We start from the raw sequence: 22,909 nt of genomic DNA, 5'->3' as shown, positions 1-22,909 counted from the left end.
GCAGCGCCAGACAGAGGGTTACAGCATCAAACCTCAGCAAATTGCAGCATGACTTTTATAGAGTCATTTTGCTGCGCACGTTCAAACGCCTTAGCCGCATCTTCGACAGGGAAGAGATCGGTCACCAGTTCGCTGGTGTCAAACCGTCCATCCGCAAGCCATTCAATCACGGCATCGAAGTCTTCCGGGATATACATGCCGGAATTCAACAAATCGCGTTCGAAGCGCTGCATCATCGGAAGAGGAATTTCACGTGGGCCACTCGGTACCCCCATGCACACTACCGTTCCGCCAGCATAAACATGGGTAAATGCATCATTCAGCGTGGCTTGAGCGGCAACAACATCAATTGCTCCCGTAAAACGAACCTGTGCATCCAATTCCCCCGGAGCCCAAACTTCCGTAGCACCTAGCTTTAACGACAACGCGCGCTTGGCGGCATCAGGTTCGATGACGGTGATCTTTCCCGCGCCCATAATGCGCAATGCTTGAACGATGGATAAACCAATTGTCCCTGCACCAATCACTAATACACTTTCCAATGACGCTTTCGGCATACGGCTCACGCAATGACGCGCGCAAGCTGCGGGTTCAGCAAAAGCCAGTATTTTTAGTGGTAACGAAGCAGGTGCAACATGGCAGTTTCGTGCAGGTACAATGTGCTGCGAGCGGGCAAAACCCGGCGCCCGGAAGCCAGCAACCTGTGGCGGCTCACACAGATTAAAGCGACCCGCTTTACAAGCACGGCACTCCATGCAGGCCATAATTGGGTCGACTACAACATGATCGCCCGGCTTAACATTCGTTACTTCACTGCCCACTTCAGTTACGCGTGCCGCAATTTCATGTCCAGGCACAACCGGAGGTTTTGCAAATGGGTGCCCTCCTTTCAGTACATGCAGGTCAGAGCCACATATTCCATAAAACACCGGAACAATGCGGACTTCTTGCGGTTTAAGTTCCAGGTGCGGCAGCTCAATATATTGGGTGGTCACCTTCCCAATATCAGAAAATAGAACTTGGGTAATCTTATCCATGGTTCTTCTCCAGATTCGTTAAAATGGGTGATTAACGCTGAGAAATCCCTTCATCGACGATTTCAGCCAGGCGTTGTAAGCGTGGAACCGACACATCACGCAACATTGTTTGCGGATCTTGAGCACCAACAACCGATGCCCAAACGGCACGCCCTGCCAGGAATCCGGAAGCTCCACTCTTCATGGCGATACGGACCGCGCGGCCAAAAATATCCGCATCAACACCAGAAGAGAGAATGACCCACGGCATTTTCATTTGTTCATGCAACTTTTGACACGCAGCAAGTAGGGTCTGTTCATCACCTTTGCCACCTAATGGCATTTCAGCTTTATAGAGGTCAGCATCGGTGCAGCCGAGTTCAGCCGCTGCGGCAACGATGGCGCTTTCCCGGTCAAATTCCCAGCCACGACGAGGAGGTCGGACGACCGGCTCAATGATGCTAACCAGCCCTGCGCTACGACAGCGTTGAACAAACTCAGCCACCATAGCCAAACGTTCTTCTGCGGGTTCATCTTCACGCCAGAGCACCAACAACTTCATGGCTTTCGCGCCCATTTCACGGGCTTTATGCGGATCAATCGCTCTGTCAATTTCGACACTATCAACTGGAATACCATTACCCGGAACAAAATGGTCAGCCGCCACAATCAGTCCACATGAATCGGCGACCGCACCTTGAGAGACAATCTGATCGAGACAAAATTGTTTATCTGCCAGAACCGCTGAAGCGTAGGGAGACAGAATTTGTGTTGCTGCAACTTTAAAATCAGTCAATACGCTGTCGGCAACCGGTTTAGGATGTCCAGACGCCGCAAACATCAGGCGCATTGCTTCACGCTGATCAACGGCCAGCATGGCAAATCCACCGCCAGGGCGAGAAATATCTTTCAGCGTGTATGGGGTATTGTGGGAAGACATAATAACTCCTGTAACTGTTTAAAATTTAGAGTGAATCTGGTCGGCCAGCCTGCTGACGAACCTGTAATAACAGCGCACTCCAGTCCTGACGGCCTCGACCGTTCTCGCTGGCACGGGTGTAATAGGTTTCTGCTGCAATGCCCATATTGAGCGGCGCACCGGTCTGACTAGCGACATCGACGGCAATACGCAGGTCTTTCAATGCGAGGTCCACCATGAATGCCGGAGAAAGGTCTCCTTTAAGTACCTTGCCAGGCCAGGTTGTCGTAAAGTGCCCCTTGCCTGCCGCTGTACCGCTCATGACCTTAATGGCCACATCAAGGCTCAAACCCAATGATTCGCAAAGAACAGCGGCTTCCGCTGACAAGGCGTTCAGCGCAATACTCATATAGTTATTGATGAGCTTCACACGGATCCCCATACCGGGACCGCCAGCTTCCACCAGCTCATTTCCCATACACATCAACACAGGGCGAGCACGTTCAACCTGTTCAGGCGTTCCGCCAGCAAGAATCAGCAGCGTGCCGTCAATCGCGTTAACTGACGTTCTGCCCACGGGGGCATCCATCATGCTGATGCCTTTCTCTTTCATCTCATGAATCAATGCATCGGTCTGCAATGGATGAATCGTGGACATGTCAATAACCAGTGCATTGGGGGACTGGCCTTCGCTGACACCATCTTTACCCAGCAAAACTTGCCGAACGATGTCGCCATTTGGCAGCATAGTGATAATGAATTCGGCATCTTTAGCGGCTTCAGCAGGGGTTTGAGCAGCAGTCGCACCTTTTTGTACTAATTCATTGACTGCCTGTTGGTTTACGTCGAACACACGCAAAGCATGTCCCTTTTGCAACAGATTATTAGCCATTGGGCTGCCCATCTGGCCCAAGCCCAAAAATGCAACGGTTGTCATGAATGCTCTCCTGTCTCAGGTTGACAAAATAATTACAATTAAAAATTCGTTTTCGTCTGTTTTTGAGCATATTTGTAATTTATGACTAAAAACAAGACATGTGTCACTAATTTGATCATTTATGTCATTAAAATGATCAAAAGAAGACAAAATCACACAGGACTAACCAAATATGACCAGAATTGCATGTGTTGGAATCACCGTTCAGGACCGTATTTATTCTCTGAACAACCTGCCCGATGGCGGGGGGAAATATCAGTCAAATCAATATCTGGAGACAGGTGGTGGCCCGGCAGCAACGGCAGCTGTCGCCATTGCCCGGCTTGGTATTGACGTTGATTTTATAGGCCGTGTAGGCGATGACAGTTGTGGGAATACTTTGCTTAACGAGCTTCAGAGCTGGGGGGTCAATACGGCGTTCTGCCGGCAATACCCGAACTCCCGCTCATCCCAGTCCGCAATTTTGGTCGATCAGCATGGCGAACGCATCATCGTGAACTATCCAAGCCCGGATCTCGATACGGATGCAAGGTGGCTGGAGTCGATTGATTTTTCCCGTTATGACATCGTTCTGGCCGATGTACGTTGGCATGAAGGAACGTTGAAATCCTTCGAACTGGCACGTGCCGCCGGAGTTCCAACGCTGTTAGATGCCGATATGACACCACAAGATATAACCCCATTGGTGGCGCTGGCCGATCATGCCGTTTTTTCAACTCCAGGTCTGAAGAGAATGACCGGGCAAGATGATGCACAACAGGCACTTAAACTGGCCGCTGAGCAAACCAATGGTAAAGTGTACGTTACGCTTGGTGGCGAAGGGTCACTATGGATCGAAAATGGGCATATGTGTCAACAGACTGCATTTTCTGTCAATGTTGTGGATACAACCGGTGCAGGCGATGTTTTCCATGGTGCAATGGCAGCAGCTCTTGCAGAGCAAATGCCGACTGACCAGGCGATTCGCTTCGCAAGTGCGGTGGCGGCGATGAAATGCACTCAGGCGGGTGGACGAGCCGGAATTCCTAATCGTGCGCAAACCGAATCATTTTTGTCACTTTATGCGTAAAATAGCCAACAATTACGGGGAAGAAGTCCAGGAGTATTCATGAGCATCATTGAAGTCACCGGTAATCCGCGACACGATCAACTTGTTCATTACATTACAGAACGCGGCTATATGAATATCGAAGAGCTCGCACAACTGCTGGACGTTTCCACGCAAACCGTGCGCCGGGATATTCGTAAGTTAAGCGAACAGGGTTTGATCACCAGACATCATGGTGGAGCCGGACGTGTATCCAGCGTCATGAATACCGCCTTTGAACAGCGAGAGTTGTCCCTTACCCAGGAAAAAGAAGCGATAGCGGAAGCGGTTGCTGATTATCTTCCTGAACGCTGTACGGTATTTATTACCATTGGTACAACGGTGGAAGCCGTCGCACGAGCTTTGCTGAACCGCCGAGATCTTCGCATCATTACTAACAGTCTTCGTGTTGCGCAGATCTTATATAAGAATCAAGACCTTGAGGTCATGGTGCCCGGTGGAACTCTACGTGCTCATAATGGCGGTATTGTTGGTCCAGGAGCAGTGAACTTTATCGAAGGATTCAGAGCCGACTATTTGATTACCAGTATTGGTGCCATTGAGGAAGACGGCACACTATTGGAATTTGACGTTAACGAAGCGCTTGTCGCCAAAACGATGATTAAGCATGCACGTAATACGCTGTTAGTTGCTGATCATACTAAGTTTGCCGCCTCAGCCGCTGTATCCATCGGTAATATGCGTAAAATTCGGGCATTTTTTACCGATTCCCAACCACCTAATTCATTCAAGCAATTGCTTGATTTAGAAAATATTGAGCTAGTCATTGCAGAGCAGGAAACAACCTGATCTTTTAGATAAAAAAAAGCCGCTGATAATCAGCGGCTTTTTTGTGCTTATCTGAAAAAGAGTGTTAATTACTCTTCTTTCGCGCCACGCATTGCACGGCGACGATCGTTTTCAGTCAGGTGACGCTTACGGATACGGATAGAGGTTGGGGTAACTTCTACCAGTTCGTCGTCATCGATGAATTCCAGAGCCTGCTCCAGAGTCATCTTAACCGGCGGAACCAGAACCGTTGCTTCGTCAGTACCGGACGCACGCATGTTGGTCAGTTTCTTACCGGTCAGGCAGTTTACAGTCAGGTCGTTAGAACGGCTGTGAATACCGATGATCTGGCCTTCGTAAACTTCAGCACCGTGACCCAGGAACAGCTTACCGCGGTCCTGCAGGCTGAACAGTGCGAACGCAACTGCTTTACCCTGGCCGTTGGAGATCAGTACGCCGTTCTGACGCTGACCCACATCACCCGCACGAACGTCGTCGTAGTGGCTGAAGGTGGAGTACAGCAGACCGGTACCGGAAGTCATGGTCATGAATTCTGAACGGAAGCCGATCAGACCACGGCTTGGGATCACGTAGTCAAGACGTACGCGGCCTTTGCCATCTGGATTCATGTTTTTCAGGTCGCCTTTACGCTCACCCAGAGCCTGCATCACAGAACCCTGATGCTGCTCTTCAACGTCCAGCGTTACGTTTTCGAACGGCTCTTGTTTACGGCCGTCGATTTCGCGGAAGATTACTTTCGGACGGGAAACCGCCATTTCGAAACCTTCACGACGCATGTTTTCGATCAGAACAGACAGGTGCAGTTCACCACGACCGGATACACGGAACGCATCCGCATCTTCGGTTTCTTCAACGCGCAGCGCAACGTTGTGCACCAGCTCTTTGTTCAGGCGGTCAAGGATCTGACGAGAGGTAACATATTTACCTTCTTTACCGCAGAACGGAGAGGTGTTTACGCAGAAGAACATGGTTACGGTCGGTTCATCAACGGACAGAGCTGGCAGCGCTTCAACATTCTGCGGGTCGCAGATGGTGTCGGAGATGTTCAGTTCGCCCAGACCGGTGATCGCGATGATATCGCCTGCTTCGGCAATATCACTCTCGATACGTTCCAGACCCAGATGGGTCAGAACTTTACCGACTTTACCGTTACGGGTTTTGCCTTCGCTATCAATGATAGTGATCTGCTGGTTCGGTTTAACTTTACCGCGTTTGATACGGCCGATACCGATTACGCCAACGTAGTTGTTGTAGTCCAGCTGAGAGATTTGCATCTGCAGCGGGCCATCAAGGTCTACGCTCGGAGCCGGTACACGATCAACGATGGTCTGATACAGCGGAGTCATGTCTTCAGCCATGTCTTCGTGATCCAGACCCGCGATACCGTTCAGCGCAGAAGCGTAAACGATCGGGAAGTCCAGCTGCTCGTCGGTAGCGTCGAGGTTAACGAACAGGTCAAATACCTGATCAACAACCCAGTCAGGACGCGCGCCAGGACGGTCAACTTTGTTGATAACAACAATTGGCTTCAGGCCATGGGCAAAGGCTTTTTTGGTCACGAAGCGCGTCTGCGGCATCGGACCGTCCATTGCATCCACCACCAGCAGCACGGAGTCGACCATGGACATTACACGTTCAACTTCACCACCGAAGTCGGCGTGCCCCGGGGTATCAACGATGTTGATACGGTAGTCATTCCATTTGATAGCGGTGTTTTTAGCGAGGATGGTAATCCCACGCTCTTTCTCCAAATCGTTGGAGTCCATCACGCGCTCTTGGGTTTCAGCACGTGCATCGAACGTACCGGATTGTTGGAGCAGCTTGTCTACCAGGGTCGTTTTACCATGGTCTACGTGCGCGATGATGGCGATGTTACGCAAATTTTCGATCACAACTTTGCCTCAGGCATTTTAGAAATAGCGCGTTATTGTACACGGATTAATCGCAGTACAAAACAGGATCACAAACATCCTCCGCAAACAAGTATTGCAGAGTTTCTTTGTGATCACATTCACGGAGCGTTAAAAGGGGTAATCTGACATGCTTTGCACCAATATGGTGCTTAATGTTCACATTAAAGCACTATAATGGTGCAATACAACCTTCATGGTGCAGCCCCTTTGCACGATAGTGCGCATGATAACGCCTTTTAGGGGCAATTTAAAAGTTGGCACAGATTTCGCTTTATGTTTTTTATGGCGACACGGCCAATTTTTGCAGAATTGAAGACTTCGTTACCACGACGACAATGACCAATCCGGGAGAGTAAGTATGTCCGCTGAACACGTTTTGACGATGCTGAACGAGCACGAAGTGAAGTTTGTTGATTTACGCTTCACTGATACCAAAGGCAAAGAACAGCACGTCACTATTCCTGCTCATCAGGTAAATGCCGAATTCTTTGAAGAAGGCAAAATGTTTGACGGCTCCTCAATCGGTGGCTGGAAAGGTATTAACGAATCAGACATGGTTCTGATGCCAGATGCGTCTACTGCTCTCATCGACCCATTCTTTGAAGAGTCTACCCTGATCATCCGTTGCGATATCCTGGAACCAGGTACGCTGCAGGGCTACGACCGTGACCCACGCTCCATCGCTAAACGCGCTGAAGAATATCTGCGTTCTACCGGCATCGCAGACACCGTTCTGTTCGGGCCAGAGCCAGAGTTCTTCCTGTTTGACGACATCCGTTTCGGCGCATCTATTTCCGGTTCCCACGTGGCTATCGATGATATCGAAGGCGCATGGAACTCCTCTACCAAATACGAAGGTGGTAACAAAGGTCATCGTCCTGGCGTGAAAGGCGGTTACTTCCCGGTTCCTCCGGTAGATTCTTCTCAGGATATCCGTTCTACCATGTGTCTGATCATGGAAGAGATGGGCCTGGTTGTTGAAGCGCATCACCACGAAGTGGCGACTGCTGGTCAGAACGAAATCGCGACCCGCTTTAACACCATGACCAAAAAAGCGGACGAAATTCAGATCTACAAATATGTCGTTCACAACGTCGCTCACCGTTTCGGTAAAACCGCGACCTTTATGCCAAAACCAATGTTTGGCGATAACGGTTCCGGCATGCACTGCCACATGTCCCTGTCCAAGAACGGCGTAAACCTGTTCTCCGGTGACAAATATGCAGGTCTGTCTGAGCAGGCGCTGTACTACATCGGTGGCGTAATCAAACACGCTAAAGCGATCAACGCCCTGGCGAACCCGACCACCAACTCCTACAAGCGTCTGGTCCCAGGCTACGAAGCGCCGGTCATGCTGGCTTACTCTGCCCGTAACCGTTCTGCTTCTATCCGTATCCCGGTAGTTGCTTCTCCGAAAGCGCGTCGTATCGAAGTGCGTTTCCCGGACCCGGCTGCTAACCCGTACCTGTGCTTCGCAGCGCTGCTGATGGCTGGTCTTGACGGTATTAAGAACAAGATCCACCCAGGCGAAGCGATGGACAAAAACCTGTACGACCTGCCGCCGGAAGAAGCGAAAGAAATCCCACAGGTTGCTGGTTCTCTGGAAGAAGCACTGAAAGAACTGGATCTGGACCGCGAGTTCCTGACCGCAGGCGGCGTGTTCACCAATGAAGCGATCGATGCGTACATTGCGCTGCGTCGCGAAGAAGATGACCGCGTGCGTATGACTCCGCACCCGGTAGAGTTTGAGCTGTACTACAGCGTTTAATCGTTTGAGTTGCCGTGGAACTTTTAGCCTGCTCAGGCAGGCTTGAGATCGATGGCGAATGATAGGACGCCTGATGGCGCAATCTTACCAGGCCTGGAGGGTAACATTACCTTGTAGGCCGGATAAGGCAAAGCCGCCATCCGGCATCTATGTTTGCCAGTCATCTGTAGCCCATCCCAGGATGGGCTTTTTTCTCCACTAACAACCTGCTTTTTCGCGCTTTTTTGATGTAAAAAGCTATAATGCACTAAATTGGTGCAACACTTTTCAGGAGACTGCTGAATGGCAACCGGCACGCTGCCCGATGCTGGGCAGATCCTCAATTCTTTAATCAACAGCATCTTACTTGTCGACGATGAGCTGGCTGTACATTACGCCAACCCGGCGGCACAGCAGTTGCTCGCCCAAAGCTCCCGCAAACTGTTTGGTACACCGCTTCCCGATCTGTTGAGTTATTTCTCCTTAAACATCGGACTGATGCGAGAGAGCCTAGAAGCAGGCCAGGGCTTTACGGATAACGAAGTGACGCTGGTGATAGACAGCCACTCACATATCCTCTCTGTGACCGCTCAGAGGCTGCCTGATGGCCTTATCTTGCTGGAGATGGCCCCTATGGATAACCAGCGCCGTCTGAGTCAGGAACAGCTCCAGCACGCCCAGCAGATTGCCGCCCGCGATCTGGTGCGTGGTCTGGCACATGAAATTAAAAACCCGCTGGGCGGATTACGCGGTGCGGCGCAACTTCTCAGTAAAGCGCTTCCGGACCCGGCACTGACCGAATATACCAAAGTCATTATTGAACAGGCGGACCGCCTGCGTAACCTGGTCGACCGTCTGCTGGGACCGCAACAGCCCGGCATGCACATCACGGAAAGTATTCACAAAGTGGCGGAACGCGTGGTGGCGCTGGTCTCAATGGAGCTGCCGGAAAACGTCACGCTAATCCGGGATTACGACCCAAGTCTGCCCGAATTACTGCACGACCCGGACCAGATCGAGCAGGTTTTGCTGAACATCGTACGCAATGCTTTGCAGGCACTGGGACCGGAAGGCGGCGAGATCATTCTGCGCACCCGCACCGCATTTCAGCTCACGCTACACGGCATGCGTTACCGTCTGGCGGCACGAATTGATGTAGAGGATAACGGCCCGGGTATTCCCTCGCATTTGCAGGATACGCTGTTCTACCCAATGGTCAGCGGTCGCGAAGGCGGTACCGGCCTTGGATTATCTATCGCCCGTAATTTGATTGATCAACATTCCGGCAAAATTGAATTTACCAGTTGGCCGGGTCATACCGAGTTCTCGGTTTACCTGCCTATCAGGAAATAAGGTGACGTTTATGCAACGAGGAATAGTCTGGGTCGTTGATGACGATAGTTCCATCCGTTGGGTGCTTGAACGTGCGCTCGCAGGGGCAGGGCTAAGCTGTACCACATTTGAAAGTGGTAAAGAGGTACTGGACGCGCTGGCCAGCAAGACGCCGGACGTACTGTTGTCGGATATCCGCATGCCGGGTATGGACGGCCTGACGCTGTTAAAACAGATTAAACAGCGGCATCCGATGCTTCCGGTCATCATAATGACCGCGCACTCCGATCTGGATGCCGCCGTCAGCGCCTATCAGCAAGGGGCGTTTGATTATCTGCCCAAACCTTTTGATATTGATGAAGCCGTGGCGCTGGTCGAGCGTGCCATCAGCCATTATCAGGAACAGCAGCAGCCGCGTAATGTTCAGATTAACGGCCCCACAACCGACATCATCGGCGAAGCGCCAGCAATGCAGGACGTCTTTCGCATTATTGGCCGCCTGTCCCGGTCTTCAATCAGCGTATTAATTAACGGGGAGTCCGGGACCGGTAAAGAGCTGGTCGCCCATGCGTTGCACCGTCATAGCCCGCGCGTCAAAGCGCCGTTTATCGCGCTGAACATGGCGGCAATCCCGAAAGATTTGATCGAATCTGAGCTGTTTGGTCACGAGAAAGGCGCGTTTACCGGAGCGAATACCATTCGTCAGGGGCGCTTTGAACAGGCCGACGGCGGTACGTTGTTCCTCGATGAAATTGGCGATATGCCGTTGGACGTACAGACGCGTTTATTACGCGTATTAGCCGATGGACAGTTTTACCGTGTTGGCGGTTACGCGCCCGTAAAGGTAGATGTGCGCATTATCGCCGCCACACACCAAAACCTTGAACTACGCGTGCAGGAAGGCAAATTCCGTGAAGACTTATTCCATCGGCTGAACGTTATTCGGGTACATCTGCCACCACTGCGCGAACGTCGAGAAGATATCCCCCGCCTGGCGCGTCATTTCCTGCAGGAGGCCGCCCGCGAACTGGGGGTGGAAGCCAAACAATTACACCCGGAAACCGAGGCTGCGCTGACACGTCTGGCCTGGCCGGGTAACGTACGTCAGCTTGAGAACACCTGCCGCTGGTTAACCGTAATGGCTGCCGGGCAGGAAGTACTGATTCAGGACTTACCAACCGAGCTGTTTGAAACCTCTGTGCCAGACGCACCGTCCCATATGCAGCCGGATAGTTGGGCAACGCTATTGGCACAGTGGGCGGATCGGGCATTACGCTCCGGTCATCAAAACTTGCTTTCTGAGGCCCAACCAGAGTTGGAGCGCACGCTGTTGACTACCGCGCTCCGTCATACTCAAGGGCATAAACAGGAAGCGGCACGCTTACTCGGTTGGGGTCGTAATACCTTGACGCGTAAGCTAAAAGAACTCGGAATGGAGTGACATATCGTCACTGTGTAAAGATTAATAATCGAGCGCAAATTGCTGCTATTTTGCGCTTTACTGTTCCGATGAGTTAAGTATGATCGTGCCCGGAAAACGGGGGAAGTCATCATGCTGGAATCTATGATTAATCTGCTGTCGAGCGGTGCGGTCGAAAGCCATACGCCACAAACTGCGGTCGCCGCAGTATTGTGCGCGGCGCTGGTTGGGCTGTTCAGCTAGCGGGTTCGCCGGGTGGCGCTTCGCTTACCCGACCTACGTATTGAGATTTTCGTAGGCACGGTAAGCGAAGCGCCACCCGGAAAAGCGTTAAATCACCCGTGAGAATTGCTGCATCCGCGCTTTCTGGCGCAGATACGCATCGAAGCACATGCAAATATTACGAATCAGCAGACGGCCTTTCGGCGTCACCTGAATCCTCTTCTCATCTACATCCACCAGCCCATCTTTCGCCAGCGGAGCCAGCAGTTTAAGGTCTTCGGCAAAATAGTCAGCGAAGTTCAGATCCCATTGCTGTTCCACAGCGGCATAGTCGAGGCGGAAGTTGCAGATCAGGAGCTTGATAACATCACGACGAATGCAGTCATCGCGGGTCAGGGCAATTCCGCGCCACAGCGCGTCCCCCTGCTCGTCTACCTGCTGATAATAGCGCTTCAGCTCTTTCTGGTTCTGCGCGTAGTTGTCACCAATCATACTAATGGCTGACACGCCCATTCCCAGCAGATCGGTATCACCCTGGGTGGTATAACCCTGGAAATTACGATGCAGCACCCCCTTGCGTTGGGCAATGGCCAGTTCGTCATCCGGGCGGGCAAAGTGATCCATGCCAATGAACTGATAGCCAGTTTCGGTCAGTGAAGAGATGGTCTCCTGCAGGATATCCAGCTTCTGCTGCGCGCTGGGCAGGTCGGCGTCTTTAATTTTGCGCTGAGCGGCAAACAGCGTCGGCAGGTGCGCATAGTTGAAGACGCTCAGTCGGTCTGGATTCAGCTCAGCAACGCGTTTCAGGGTGAAGGCGAAACTTTCCGGCGTCTGTTTTGGCAAACCATAAATCAGATCGATGTTCGTTGAGGTAAAGCCAATCTCACGCGCATGGTTCAGCAGCGCAAAGATAAACTCCTCATCCTGCTCACGGTTCACCAGGCGCTGAACTTCTTTATTGAAGTCCTGCACCCCCATGCTCAGGCGGTTAAAACCTTCAGCACGTAAATGATCGAGCACATCCAGCTCAATTTCACGCGGATCCACTTCGATCGAGATTTCGGCGTCGTCGTTAAAGTTAAAGTTGCCACGCAACAGCGACATCAAACGGCTGATTTGCGCTTTATTCAGATACGTTGGCGTACCGCCGCCCCAGTGCAACTGACTGACATGACGTCCGGCAAACAGCGGTGCGCGATGAATAATTTCTTGTTCTAAGACATCGAGGTATTGATCGGCTTTATGCTGCTGGCGAGTCACGACCTTGTTACAGCCGCAGAAATAACACAGCTTGTGGCAGAACGGGATGTGAACGTACAGCGAGAGAGGACGCTCAGGATAACGCGCCACGGCCTTTAGAAATGCTTCTGTGCCGTAGTCTTCAGAAAACTCCAGCGCGGTCGGGTACGAGGTATATCGTGGCCCGGAATAGTTATATTTCTGGATCAGGGCCAGGTCCCAGTCTATTAACTGCTCTGACATGCTCACTCCTTCCGATGGCGTCTCTGGCGGGTACGGCGTACCGACTTAATCCCAGTACGGGTGATAAGTCGGTTGCGCAGCCACTTCTGTCGCCGCGACAACCGCTGTAGTTTAACGAATAACCACACCAGATAACATATAACCGGAAGGGTTATAAGCAGGACGGGAAGACCCACGGTGTAAAACCGTTAGTTGCCACCTTTCAGCAGGCGCATCATGTCTTCCTGCTTTTCTTCTTCTTCGTCTTCTTCCTCGTCATCGTAAGAAAGACCCAGCTTTTGCATCAGCTCATCGATGCGGTCCAGCTTGGCATCAACCCAGGACTGATCTTCCGCGCTCAGGGTTTCTCCTGCTTCAAGACGCTCCAGCAGCGCATCCAGGCGCTCATCCGTTTCCAGTAAATCCAACTCAGCCTGTGGTGAAAGCATAGGTTTCTCACTCTTCGGTTTGTGCTGTTTGGTGACTTTTTCGGTCACGCCCAATGGAATGGGGGTTTTGCTGCCAATACGAGGATCTTTTTGCTTATTTTGGTTTCCGCCACCAGATGCGCCTTCGCTACCGGACGCACGGCTACCTGCCGCATGACCACGGTGTTTTTTCTGGCGCTTACGGTCGCGAGCTTCCTGGTTAATTTCTTCGCGTGTTTTACGACGCGCTTTTGCAGGACCTTTACCGCGTGGTGTAGAAGTTGGTTTCATCATGATTCGTCTTTGGCTGTTTTATTCAGTATATAATTGCGCCGGAATCTAGCAGAAATAAAGAAAAAAGGCGACAGAGTAATCTGTCGCCTTTTTTCCTGACTCTCAACCCTTACGGGCTCTACAATCCATGTTGGCTATCAACACACCCTGTTTTTCCCTTAGCCTGTAACATTCCGTGTTGTTTCCATTTCCTTATACTAACGTCTCCGGACGTTTGTCTTCCTGACAATCCTGTGTCTTCGCCTCCTGGCGCTCCTGACCCTCATCCTGAGTCGTCTATCCTGTCAGCTTCCTCGCTATGGATGCTACTTTACCGTTTTGGTTTAAACGTACAAGTAACCTGGGTAACAATTTCAGATTTTAAGAATAGCGCCCAACTGTAACTATATGATTTATTTTAGTTCTGTTATTTTTTATTCTGTCATCTCGTATAGAAACTGTCGGCAATGTCTCACAAAGCGCGGGGTTTTTACTTACACTGCCTACCCGTCGAAAAACCAGTCTTTTGCTGGGGTTCAGGTATAATCGCTGCAAAGCCCTGATTGATGGAGAGGACTGCTTTGACTAACTTGAATTATCAACAGACGCACTTTGTGATGAGTGCGCCTGATATTCGCCACTTACCTTCCGATACCGGTATCGAAGTGGCTTTTGCTGGCCGTTCCAACGCAGGCAAATCCAGTGCGCTAAATACCCTGACGAATCAAAAAGGTCTGGCGCGTACATCTAAAACGCCGGGTCGTACTCAGCTCATCAACCTGTTTGAAGTCGTTGACGGCAAACGCCTGGTCGATTTGCCAGGATACGGTTATGCCGAAGTTCCGGAAGAGATGAAGCGTAAATGGCAGCGCGCGCTGGCTGAATATCTGGAAAAACGTCAGAGCCTGCAAGGTCTGGTGGTACTGATGGATATTCGTCACCCGTTAAAAGATCTCGATCAACAGATGATCCTGTGGGCGGTTGAGAGCAACGTTCAGGTTCTGGTACTGCTGACTAAAGCAGATAAGCTGGCCAGCGGTGCACGCAAAGCGCAGCTGAATATGGTACGTGAAGCCGTACTGGCATTTAACGGTGATGTGCAGGTAGAAGCATTTTCATCGCTGAAAAAGCTGGGTGTGGACAAACTGCGGCAAAAACTGGATAGCTGGTTTAGTGAAATGGCACCGGTTGAAGAGGAGCAGGACGGGGAATAACCCACCGATATGCCGGATGGCGCCGCTGCGCGTCTTGTCCGGCCTACAGATCTTTATTTTTGCTCTAAATAATTCGAGTTGCATAAAGGCGGCGACGCAGCAAATCCCAGGAGCTTACATAAGTAAGTGACTGGGGTGAGCGAGGAAGCCAACGCGTATGCAGCTTGAAGTATGACGAGCAAAATAAAAAACGCCCCAGTCATTACTGACTGGGGCGGCTAAAATATTCAGCCAAATCCGATTACGTGAAGTAAAAGGTCTGAAAGATAGAACATCTTACCTCTGTACCCTACGAGAATAACTTTACTCTTTTTTGAGCAGCTCAGAAAGCACTTTTTGTAATTTTTTTTCATTCCTTACATAGGGAATTCTAATGGACATCACAAAAAGCTCTCTCTTATGTTGCTTAGTTACGAAAAAGGAGCGTTATTAAGTAAACCCTTAGTGCGCCTGATCCCAGTTTTCACCACTCCCGACTTCCACCAGCAACGGCACGTCAATCTGGGTCTCGTTTTCCATCAGTTGGTGGATCTTTTTAGAGACGCTTTCCAGATCATCTTTGTGCACTTCAAACACCAGTTCATCGTGTACCTGCATGATCATGCGCACTCGCGGTTGCTCGGTTTGCAGCCATCCATCCACGGCAATCATGGCTCGTTTGATAATATCTGCGGCAGTTCCCTGCATCGGGGCGTTAATGGCCGCACGTTCAGCACCAGCGCGACGAGCACCATTACTGGATTTAATATCCGGTAAATAGAGACGGCGACCTTCCAGCGTTTCTACATAGCCTTGCTCTTTCGCCTGCGCGCGAGTGCGTTCCATATATTCCAGCACGCCTGGGTAGCGTTCGAAGTAGAGATCCATGTACTTCTGTGCTTCTTTGCGCGGAATATTCAACTGGCGCGCCAGACCAAAGGCGCTCATCCCGTAGATCAAACCGAAATTGATGGCTTTCGCGCTGCGGCGTTGCTCGCTGGTCACGGAATCAAGCGGTAAACCAAAGACTTCAGCCGCCGTTGCGCGGTGAATATCTTTCCCTTCAGCGAACGCGGTAAGCAGACCTTTATCACGTGAAAGGTGCGCCATGATACGCAGTTCAATCTGTGAGTAGTCCGCAGAGACAATCACGTAGTCTTCTGGCGCAATGAACGCCTGACGAATACGACGACCTTCGTCATTACGTACCGGGATGTTTTGCAGGTTTGGATCCGTTGAAGACAAGCGTCCGGTGGCGGTAACCGCCTGATGGTAGGAGGTGTGTACGCGCCCGGTTTTCTTGTTAATCATCAACGGAAGCTTATCCGTATAGGTCGACTTCAGTTTTGCTAAACCACGATATTCCAGGATCACTTTCGGTAACGGATAATCCAGCGCCAGCTCTTCCAGTACCTCTTCTGACGTTGATGGCGCGCCGCCAGGGGTTTTCTTCAGCGGCTTAATACCCTGCTTTTCAAACAGGATGGTTTGCAGTTGCTTAGTGGAAGAGAGGTTAAACGCTTCTCCGGCGATCTCGTGCGCTTTTTGCTCCAGCTCATTCAAACGTAGCGTCAGCTCTTCAGAATGCTTGTGCAGAACAGCCGGATCGATTTTCACACCGTTGCGCTCAACGCGAGACAAAACCGGCACCAGCGGCATATCGATATTTTCAAAGACGTTCAGCGGCCCTTTATGCTGCTGTAATTCTGGCCACATCTTCAGATGCAGCTGTAGCGTAACGTCGGCATCTTCCGCAGCGTAACGTCCGGCCTCTTCCAGTGCTATCTGGTTAAAGGTCAGCTGGTTTTTGCCTTTTCCAGCAATCTCTTCAAAGGTGATGGTCTTATGTTTCAGCCAGCGGTCCGACAGGCTGTCCATATCGTGTCGTCCAGCGACGCTGTTAAGAATGTAGGATTCGAGCATGGTGTCAAAAGTGATGCCGCGCAGCTCGATGCCATAGTTCGCCAGGATGCCGCGATCGTACTTCAGGTTTTGCCCGACTTTGTGCGCGTTCTCATCTTCCAGCAGCGGCTTTAGCAGCTCCAGCGCACGGTCGCGCGCGATCTGGTCAGGGGCATCCAGGTAATCGTGAGCAACAGGAACATACGCCGCCACACCCGGTTCAATGGCAAAAGACAGGCCAACCAGATTCGCGGAAATGTTGTCCAGGCTGTCAGTTTCAGTATCAAAGGCAAAGACAGGTGCTTTTTTCAGCTTCGCGATCCACTCTTCCAGTGTGGCTTCGTCCAGAATCGTCACATAGTTATCATATGAAAGAACCGTAGCCGGCTCCTCAGGCGTTTCATCGACGACAGTAGTTTCTTGCGGTTTTGCCGCCGGCTTCGTTCCTTTTGCCTGTAGCCATTTACCCGCTTCAACGTCAGTAACCCAACGTTTGAATTCATACTGTTTAAACAGGCCAAGCAGTTCTTCTGCAGCGGGCTGACATATTTCCAGCTGCTCACAGGTCAATTCCAGCTCAACATCCGTTTTGATGGTAGCCAATTGATAAGAGAGGTACGCCACCTCTTTGTTCTGCTCAAGTTTGCCCGCCATGGTTTTCGCACCACGGAAGGTCAGCCCCGCTATTTTGTCTGATTCAGCATAGAGGGTATCCAGCCCACCCAGCCCCTGCAGCAGTGCCTGAGCGGTTTTTTCACCTACGCCTGGAACGCCAGGAATGTTATCTGAGGAGTCCCCCATCAGCGCCAGGAAATCAATGATCAGTTCCGGCGGGACGCCGTACTTATTCACCACTTCATCCGGGCCGAGGATCGTATTGGTCATGGTGTTGATTAGGGTGATATTCGGCGTCACCAACTGAGCCATATCTTTATCACCGGTGCTAATCAGCACCGGGCGACCGATCTTCTCTGCTTCCCGCGCCAGCGTACCGATAACATCGTCTGCCTCCACACCAGAAACAGCCAACAGTGGCAGCCCCATCGCTTTTACCATCGCATGCAGGGGTTCTATCTGTGCACGCAGATCGTCCGGCATAGGTGGGCGGTGAGACTTATAATGTTCGAATAATTCATCACGGAAGGTTTTACCCTTGGCGTCGAATACCACCGCAGCATGGGTTGGTTGATATTGCAGAATCAAGCTACGCAGCATGTTGAGGACACCGTACATCGCGCCCGTAGGTTCTCCTGCGCTGTTAGTCAGCGGTGGGAACGCGTGGTATGCGCGATACAGGTAAGATGAGCCATCTACAAGGATAAGTGGGTTTTCTGGGATCTGAACCATAATGTCCGTGCCTGTTTATCAGATTATGGGTAAAGGATGCCACAGACAGGATGAAAACATGAGTTTTTCGCCGCATTTGTCGAAAAACTTTTGCAGATCTTCTGCTTTGCTCGCAAAGACAGCTGTGGATAACTTTGTGAATAAATAATTTGCAGCTCTTTAAATATAGCAAGGAAATTAATGCTTCATTATATTTTATCAAAAATTTCAGTGAGTTAATTTAAAGCACAGCATTTTATTCCATTTTTTCAGCTTATATCCTGATGTGGATAGATATTCTCTTTTTTTCTATTCAGGGAAGATCCATCATTTGGTTCGTTTTCTGATAAAATCAGCCCCTTGCGCCTCTTTCGCGCACTGTCTATGGCTAACCTTTTGAATAATTTAATTATGACGAGAATACTCGCTGCGATAACGCTGTTGCTGAGTATCGTATTGACCATATTGGTCACGATTTTTTGTTCTGTGCCGATCATCCTTGCCGGGGTTGTGAAACTCCTTTTGCCCATTCCTGTCGTCTGGCGCAAGGTTTCTGTCTTCTGTAATTTCATGATGTACTGCTGGTGTGAAGGTCTGGCGCTACTTCTGCACCTTAATCCTCGGCTGAAGTGGGATGTTGAAGGACTGGAAGGTCTTAGCAAGAAAAACTGGTATCTGCTCATTTGTAATCATTACAGCTGGGCCGATATCGTTGTGCTTTGCGTTCTGTTCCGTAAGCACATCCCGATGAATAAATATTTCCTCAAGCAGCAGTTGGCCTGGGTGCCCTTTATTGGCCTGGCCTGCTGGGCGCTGGATATGCCGTTTATGAAACGCTATTCACGTGGCTATCTGCTTCGCCATCCGGAACGCCGTGGTAAAGATGTCGAAACAACGCGTCGTTCCTGCGAGAAGTTTCGCGTACACCCGACAACCATTGTGAATTTTGTCGAAGGTTCGCGCTTTACCAAAGAGAAACGTGAGCAAACCCGCTCTCCTTATCAAAACCTGCTCCCTCCTAAGGCGGCAGGTATTGCAATGGCATTGAACGTACTGGGGTCACAGTTCGATAAAATGTTGAACATCACGTTGTGCTATCCGGAAAACAGTAGCCGACCGTTCTACGATATGCTGAGCGGTAAGCTAACGCGGATTGTCGTGCGGGTGAATCTGGAGCCAATTCATGAAGAGTTACACGGTGATTACGTGAACGATAAGGCATTCAAGCGCCGCTTTCAGCTGTGGTTGAATACGCTGTGGAGTGAGAAGGACGCGCAGCTCGACGCGATTAAAGCCTCAAAATAAAAAAGCCGGTCAATGACCGGCTTTTGCTTTTACTTCTGACCGACCAGGTATTTCACGGTATCCGCATACTGCTGTACAAAGATATCCATGCTGCTGGTATCCATGCCTTGCGGATTTACCTGATATTTACCATTCACGAACATCGCCGGAACGCCCTGCAGCTGTAAATCAGCCGCCGCTTTTTCCTGCTGTGCCACGAGTGATTTCACTACGAAGCTGTTCCATGCCGCATCATAGTCTTCGCCTTTAATACCCGCATCGACAAACACTTTACGGATATCAGCAACAGACTGAACGGTCTGGGTTTTCTGAACCCCTTCAAACAGCGGAACGGTGACCTGATCTTCAACGCCCAGCGCCATTGCAACCGCCCATGCCTGCGTCAGATCTTTGCCCAAAGGCCCGAGAAACTCGACGTGGTATTTGGTCATCTTGGTGCCTTCCGGCAGCTTTTTCTTCACGTTATCAGAGACGTGAAGCACTTCTTCAAACTGATAGCAGTGCGGGCAGTAGAAGGAGAAGAACTCCAACACTTGCGGTTCACCCGCAACAGGCTTCTCCAGGGTGATGTATTGTTTACCATCCTGGAACTGCGCTGCAGATGCGCTAAAAGCTAAGACCATACCAGCCAGCGCCAGCCATATTTTTTTCATGTTCAAGTTTCTCCGATTAATACATTGGCGTTAATTGTAAGGGGGGCTCTTGCAGAATTTTTGCCTGCTCAATAAAGGTCGCGGTCTGACGATGCCAGTAATCTTCCCCGGTTAACCACGGGAAGTTTTTTGGGAACGCAGGGTCAGCCCAACGTCGAATTAGCCAGGCAAGATAATAAACTAAACGCATAGCGCGTAAAGGTTCTATCAGTCCGATTTCAGAGATGTCGAACTCACTAAACTCTTCATAAGCCTCGATAATGGTTTCTAGCTGCATGCGTTGTTCAGCTTTATCACCATTGAGGAGCATCCATAAATCCTGAATAGCCGGACCATTGCGGGCATCATCTAAATCGACAAACATCGGGCCATCGCGCCACAGAATATTACCGGCATGACAATCACCGTGCAGGCGTAACGTGGTAAAACACGTATGCCAGCGTTCGGTAACGATCGCAATAAGCGCATCCGTTGCCTTCAGGAAAGCCGCTTTTTGCCCTGATGGAATAAGCTGTGCGTGTTCAAAAACTTTACGCGGCTCAGTCAGGTACTCTTCAAGGCCAATCGTTGGGCGGAAGGCAAAAGTACGCTTGCATCCGGTCTGGTGCATACGCCCGAGATAGCGCCCCACCGCCTCCATCTGATCGATGTTGTCGGCTTCAAACTGGCGTCCACCGACGCTGGGGAAGATCGCATAATGGAAACCCTGGTGGCTTAACAGCGTTTGGCCGTTCAGTACCAACGGCGCAGCTACCGGGACTTCATCGCTTACCAGTTCCAGGGCAAACTGGTGCTCTTCCTGGATCTGATCGACAGACCAACGTTCAGGGCGATAAAACTTAACGACAAAGCGTCGACGGTCTTCGTCCTGGAATTGATAGACACGGTTTTCATAGCTGTTAAGTGGGGTAAGCCCGGAGTCCACCCGGATCCCCTGCTCAAACAGTGCATCCATGATGGTATCCGGGTGTAGCGTCTGGAAATTAAAAGCGTTGTCGTTCATCCCATCATCCGGAAAATACTACGAATGATTCAGGATATCATTTCGCAGCGCTTTCGGTGGCGGCGATTACAAGCTTTTACTCTTTAATTACGCCACGTGCGCGGAGTAGTGCGGTTTTAAAATCTTCTTCATAATCTTTCTGAATACCTGGGATGACAGCATCCTTCGCTGAGTCACGCATTTTCAGGTGATAGATCAGAATGTCATCAGTTAAATCCGCCAGTTCGCCGTCAAAACCTGACTCTTGCGCCAGTTTCTGTAAAAATTGCATCAGGTTAAGATCGGGTTCCTTCTGCCAGGCAGGCTGGAGGAGTTCAATAACTTCATTCAGACGTTTACATTTCATGGTTGTGCTCCTTAGGCTCAATACAGATACGTTAGCAGGGTCAATCCCACATTAAAAGAGGCGATATCAGTGATTCTGGATAGTGCAATAACAGGGGTTGTGCTGGCTGGCGGTAAGGCCAGACGGATGGGTGGAACCGATAAAGGTCTGCTTGAACTGGACGGTAAACCTCTTTGGCGGCATGTGGCCGACATTCTCGCTTTGCAGGTCGAAACCGTGGTGGTTAATGCCAATCGCCACCGGGATATATACCAGCAAAGCGGCCTGAAAGTTATTCCCGATTCCTTGGCCGATTTCCCTGGCCCACTGGCCGGGATGCTATCGGTATTCCTGCAGCAAACGGGGGAGTGGTTTCTGTTTTGCCCGTGCGATATGCCCTATATTCCTCACGATCTGGTCGCTCGTTTAAAAGAGCAGCGCAAAGCTGCACCGGTTGTCTGGGTGCATGATGGGGAAAGAGATCACCCAACCATTGCGCTGATGCACCGCTCTATGCAACCTTTGCTGCAGGATTATCTTCAGTCTGGTGAACGACGCGTTATGGTCTTTATGCGTCTGGCTGGCGGTCATGCTGTCGATTTCAGCGATCATAAAGATGCGTTCGTAAACGTGAACACCCCCGAAGAGCTCGCAAAATGGCAGGAAAAATCATGATCCCATTACTCGCCATTGCGGCATGGAGCGGCACGGGAAAAACCACGCTGCTCAAAAAGTTGATCCCGGAACTACGTGCCAGAGGTATACGCCCCGGATTGATTAAACATACTCACCACAATATGGATGTCGACAAGCCCGGTAAAGATAGCTATGAACTGCGCAAAGCAGGTGCAGCACAAACGCTGGTCGCCAGCCAGCAACGTTGGGCATTAATGGTAGAAACACCGGAAGAGCCCGAACTGGATTTAGCGTATCTGGTAAGCCGGATGGATGCTTCAACGTTGGATATGGTATTGGTTGAGGGATTTAAGCATGAACCTGTCGCTAAGATCCTACTTTTTCGCGACGGCTGCGGGCATAGTCCTGAGGAATTGGTGATGGACGAATATGTTATCGCAGTTGCCAGTGACGTTCCGCTGGCGGTGGATGTTCCATTGTTAGATATCAACGACATACAGCAACTTGCTGATTTTGTTACCCAATGGATAAGATAGTAACCGTGGTGCTGCGATGTGCCTGATACGCTGCGCTTATCAGGCCTACAAAACACAATCAGTCCAGCAGCTGTAGGCCGGATAAGGCGGCACGCCGCATCCGGCGGTTTTTATCCCGCACAGACGCAAAAAAGCCCATCCGTCAGGATGGGCTTCTTCACTTTAATTAATGCCTGGCAGTTTATGGCGGACGTCCTGCCCGCCACCCTCCGGGCCGTTGCTGCGCAACGTTCAAATCCGCTCCCGGCGGATTTGTCCTCCTCAGGAGAGCGCTCACCGACAGACTACAGATAAAACAAAAGGCCCAGTCTTTCGACTGAGCCTTTCGCTTTTATTTGATGCCTGGCAGTTCCCTACTCTCGCATGGGGAGACCCCACACTACCATCGGCGCTACGGCGTTTCACTTCTGAGTTCGGCATGGGGTCAGGTGGGACCACCGCGCTACAGCCGCCAGGCAAATTCTG

At 50.8% G+C, this 22,909-nt stretch carries 20 protein-coding genes, 1 rRNA gene and 1 pseudogene; 10 read left to right on the top strand and 12 right to left on the bottom strand.

Features of this window, described 5'->3' with window-relative positions; genetic code table 11:
* Positions 1–26 precede the first annotated feature (26 nt).
* From BZK41_RS19920 to yihU, 3 genes are read right to left on the bottom strand one after another with little or no spacing between them, the layout of a single operon-like run.
* Positions 27–1,037, bottom strand: coding sequence for an alcohol dehydrogenase catalytic domain-containing protein (locus BZK41_RS19920; RefSeq protein ID WP_079939290.1), 1,011 nt, complete (start codon positions 1,035–1,037; stop codon positions 27–29).
* Positions 1,038–1,068: 31 nt separating this feature from the next.
* The gene (locus BZK41_RS19915) at positions 1,069–1,956 is read right to left on the bottom strand and encodes an aldolase (RefSeq protein WP_079939289.1); all 888 of its coding nucleotides are present in this window, start codon (positions 1,954–1,956) and stop codon (positions 1,069–1,071) included.
* A 25-nt stretch (positions 1,957–1,981) separates the two neighbouring features.
* Positions 1,982–2,872 (bottom strand): sulfolactaldehyde 3-reductase, encoded by an 891-nt coding sequence (gene yihU, locus BZK41_RS19910; RefSeq protein WP_079939288.1) that lies wholly within the window; start codon positions 2,870–2,872, stop codon positions 1,982–1,984.
* 172 nt (positions 2,873–3,044) lie between these two features.
* Here yihU and BZK41_RS19905 point away from each other — a divergent pair, with 172 nt between their 5' ends.
* Entirely contained in the window at positions 3,045–3,941 is an 897-nt protein-coding gene (locus BZK41_RS19905; RefSeq protein WP_008786990.1) for a sugar kinase, read from the top strand.
* Positions 3,942–3,980: 39 nt separating this feature from the next.
* On the top strand, positions 3,981–4,769 hold the full coding sequence (locus BZK41_RS19900; RefSeq protein ID WP_079939287.1) for a DeoR/GlpR family DNA-binding transcription regulator: 789 nt from the start codon (positions 3,981–3,983) through the stop codon (positions 4,767–4,769).
* Positions 4,770–4,837: 68 nt separating this feature from the next.
* Here the strand turns inward: BZK41_RS19900 and typA are convergent, their stop codons facing one another.
* Entirely contained in the window at positions 4,838–6,661 is a 1,824-nt protein-coding gene (gene typA / locus BZK41_RS19895) for a ribosome-dependent GTPase TypA (RefSeq protein WP_008786988.1), read from the bottom strand.
* Positions 6,662–7,040: 379 nt separating this feature from the next.
* Between typA and glnA the strand changes: the two genes are divergently transcribed.
* From glnA to BZK41_RS27060, 4 genes are all read left to right on the top strand, one after another.
* On the top strand, positions 7,041–8,450 hold the full coding sequence (gene glnA / locus BZK41_RS19880) for a glutamate--ammonia ligase (RefSeq protein WP_003825314.1): 1,410 nt from the start codon (positions 7,041–7,043) through the stop codon (positions 8,448–8,450).
* 282 nt (positions 8,451–8,732) lie between these two features.
* A complete protein-coding gene (glnL, locus tag BZK41_RS19870) occupies positions 8,733–9,782 on the top strand; it encodes a nitrogen regulation protein NR(II) (protein ID WP_008786986.1) in 1,050 nt (349 codons plus the stop codon).
* Between the two features lie 10 nt (positions 9,783–9,792).
* On the top strand, positions 9,793–11,202 hold the full coding sequence (gene glnG / locus BZK41_RS19865; protein WP_079939351.1) for a nitrogen regulation protein NR(I): 1,410 nt from the start codon (positions 9,793–9,795) through the stop codon (positions 11,200–11,202).
* A gap of 111 nt (positions 11,203–11,313) precedes the next feature.
* The gene (locus tag BZK41_RS27060) at positions 11,314–11,424 is read left to right on the top strand and encodes a YshB family small membrane protein (RefSeq protein ID WP_003028631.1); all 111 of its coding nucleotides are present in this window, start codon (positions 11,314–11,316) and stop codon (positions 11,422–11,424) included.
* An 87-nt stretch (positions 11,425–11,511) separates the two neighbouring features.
* Here BZK41_RS27060 and hemN read toward each other — a convergent pair whose 3' ends face one another.
* The 3 genes and pseudogenes from hemN to BZK41_RS19850 all read right to left on the bottom strand — a co-directional run bounded on the left by hemN (position 11,512) and on the right by BZK41_RS19850 (position 13,886).
* Positions 11,512–12,885, bottom strand: a complete 1,374-nt coding sequence (hemN, locus tag BZK41_RS19860) for an oxygen-independent coproporphyrinogen III oxidase (protein ID WP_079939286.1) — start codon at positions 12,883–12,885, stop codon at positions 11,512–11,514.
* 188 nt (positions 12,886–13,073) lie between these two features.
* The gene (yihI, locus tag BZK41_RS19855) at positions 13,074–13,583 is read right to left on the bottom strand and encodes a Der GTPase-activating protein YihI (RefSeq protein ID WP_249415609.1); all 510 of its coding nucleotides are present in this window, start codon (positions 13,581–13,583) and stop codon (positions 13,074–13,076) included.
* 105 nt (positions 13,584–13,688) lie between these two features.
* Positions 13,689–13,886: pseudogene (locus BZK41_RS19850) on the bottom strand (hypothetical protein).
* Between the two features lie 260 nt (positions 13,887–14,146).
* Here BZK41_RS19850 and yihA point away from each other — a divergent pair.
* Positions 14,147–14,779, top strand: coding sequence for a ribosome biogenesis GTP-binding protein YihA/YsxC (gene yihA, locus BZK41_RS19845; RefSeq protein ID WP_079939284.1), 633 nt, complete (start codon positions 14,147–14,149; stop codon positions 14,777–14,779).
* Positions 14,780–15,220: 441 nt separating this feature from the next.
* Here the strand turns inward: yihA and polA are convergent, their stop codons facing one another.
* Positions 15,221–18,007 (bottom strand): DNA polymerase I, encoded by a 2,787-nt coding sequence (gene polA / locus BZK41_RS19840; RefSeq protein WP_079939283.1) that lies wholly within the window; start codon positions 18,005–18,007, stop codon positions 15,221–15,223.
* 363 nt (positions 18,008–18,370) lie between these two features.
* On the opposite strand from polA, the gene BZK41_RS19835 reads away from it, so the two are divergent.
* A complete protein-coding gene (locus BZK41_RS19835; protein ID WP_079939282.1) occupies positions 18,371–19,291 on the top strand; it encodes an acyltransferase in 921 nt (306 codons plus the stop codon).
* A gap of 29 nt (positions 19,292–19,320) precedes the next feature.
* On the opposite strand, the gene dsbA is transcribed toward BZK41_RS19835, so the two are convergent.
* The 3 genes from dsbA to BZK41_RS19820 all read right to left on the bottom strand — a co-directional run bounded on the left by dsbA (position 19,321) and on the right by BZK41_RS19820 (position 21,293).
* On the bottom strand, positions 19,321–19,944 hold the full coding sequence (gene dsbA / locus BZK41_RS19830) for a thiol:disulfide interchange protein DsbA (RefSeq protein ID WP_003028621.1): 624 nt from the start codon (positions 19,942–19,944) through the stop codon (positions 19,321–19,323).
* A gap of 16 nt (positions 19,945–19,960) precedes the next feature.
* Positions 19,961–20,947: a serine/threonine protein kinase gene (locus tag BZK41_RS19825; RefSeq protein ID WP_079939281.1), complete on the bottom strand. Its 987-nt coding sequence runs from the start codon at positions 20,945–20,947 to the stop codon at positions 19,961–19,963.
* 76 nt (positions 20,948–21,023) lie between these two features.
* Positions 21,024–21,293 (bottom strand): YihD family protein, encoded by a 270-nt coding sequence (locus tag BZK41_RS19820; protein WP_003028616.1) that lies wholly within the window; start codon positions 21,291–21,293, stop codon positions 21,024–21,026.
* Between the two features lie 69 nt (positions 21,294–21,362).
* Between BZK41_RS19820 and mobA the strand changes: the two genes are divergently transcribed.
* Positions 21,363–21,947 (top strand): molybdenum cofactor guanylyltransferase MobA, encoded by a 585-nt coding sequence (mobA, locus tag BZK41_RS19815; protein ID WP_003028614.1) that lies wholly within the window; start codon positions 21,363–21,365, stop codon positions 21,945–21,947.
* Positions 21,929–22,444 carry a molybdopterin-guanine dinucleotide biosynthesis protein MobB gene (gene mobB, locus BZK41_RS19810; protein WP_139762634.1) on the top strand — a complete coding sequence of 172 codons (516 nt, stop codon included), beginning with the start codon at positions 21,929–21,931 and terminating at the stop codon, positions 22,442–22,444. The genes mobA and mobB overlap by 19 nt, the downstream gene beginning before the upstream one ends.
* Positions 22,445–22,784: 340 nt before the next feature.
* Here mobB and rrf read toward each other — a convergent pair.
* Positions 22,785–22,900: ribosomal RNA gene (gene rrf / locus BZK41_RS19805) — 5S ribosomal RNA — on the bottom strand.
* Positions 22,901–22,909 lie beyond the last annotated feature (9 nt).

It is taken from the genome of Citrobacter sp. A316 (assembly GCF_002042945.1).
Lineage (GTDB): Bacteria > Pseudomonadota > Gammaproteobacteria > Enterobacterales > Enterobacteriaceae > Citrobacter > Citrobacter portucalensis.
This window is presented reverse-complemented; position numbering and strand designations above follow the sequence as displayed.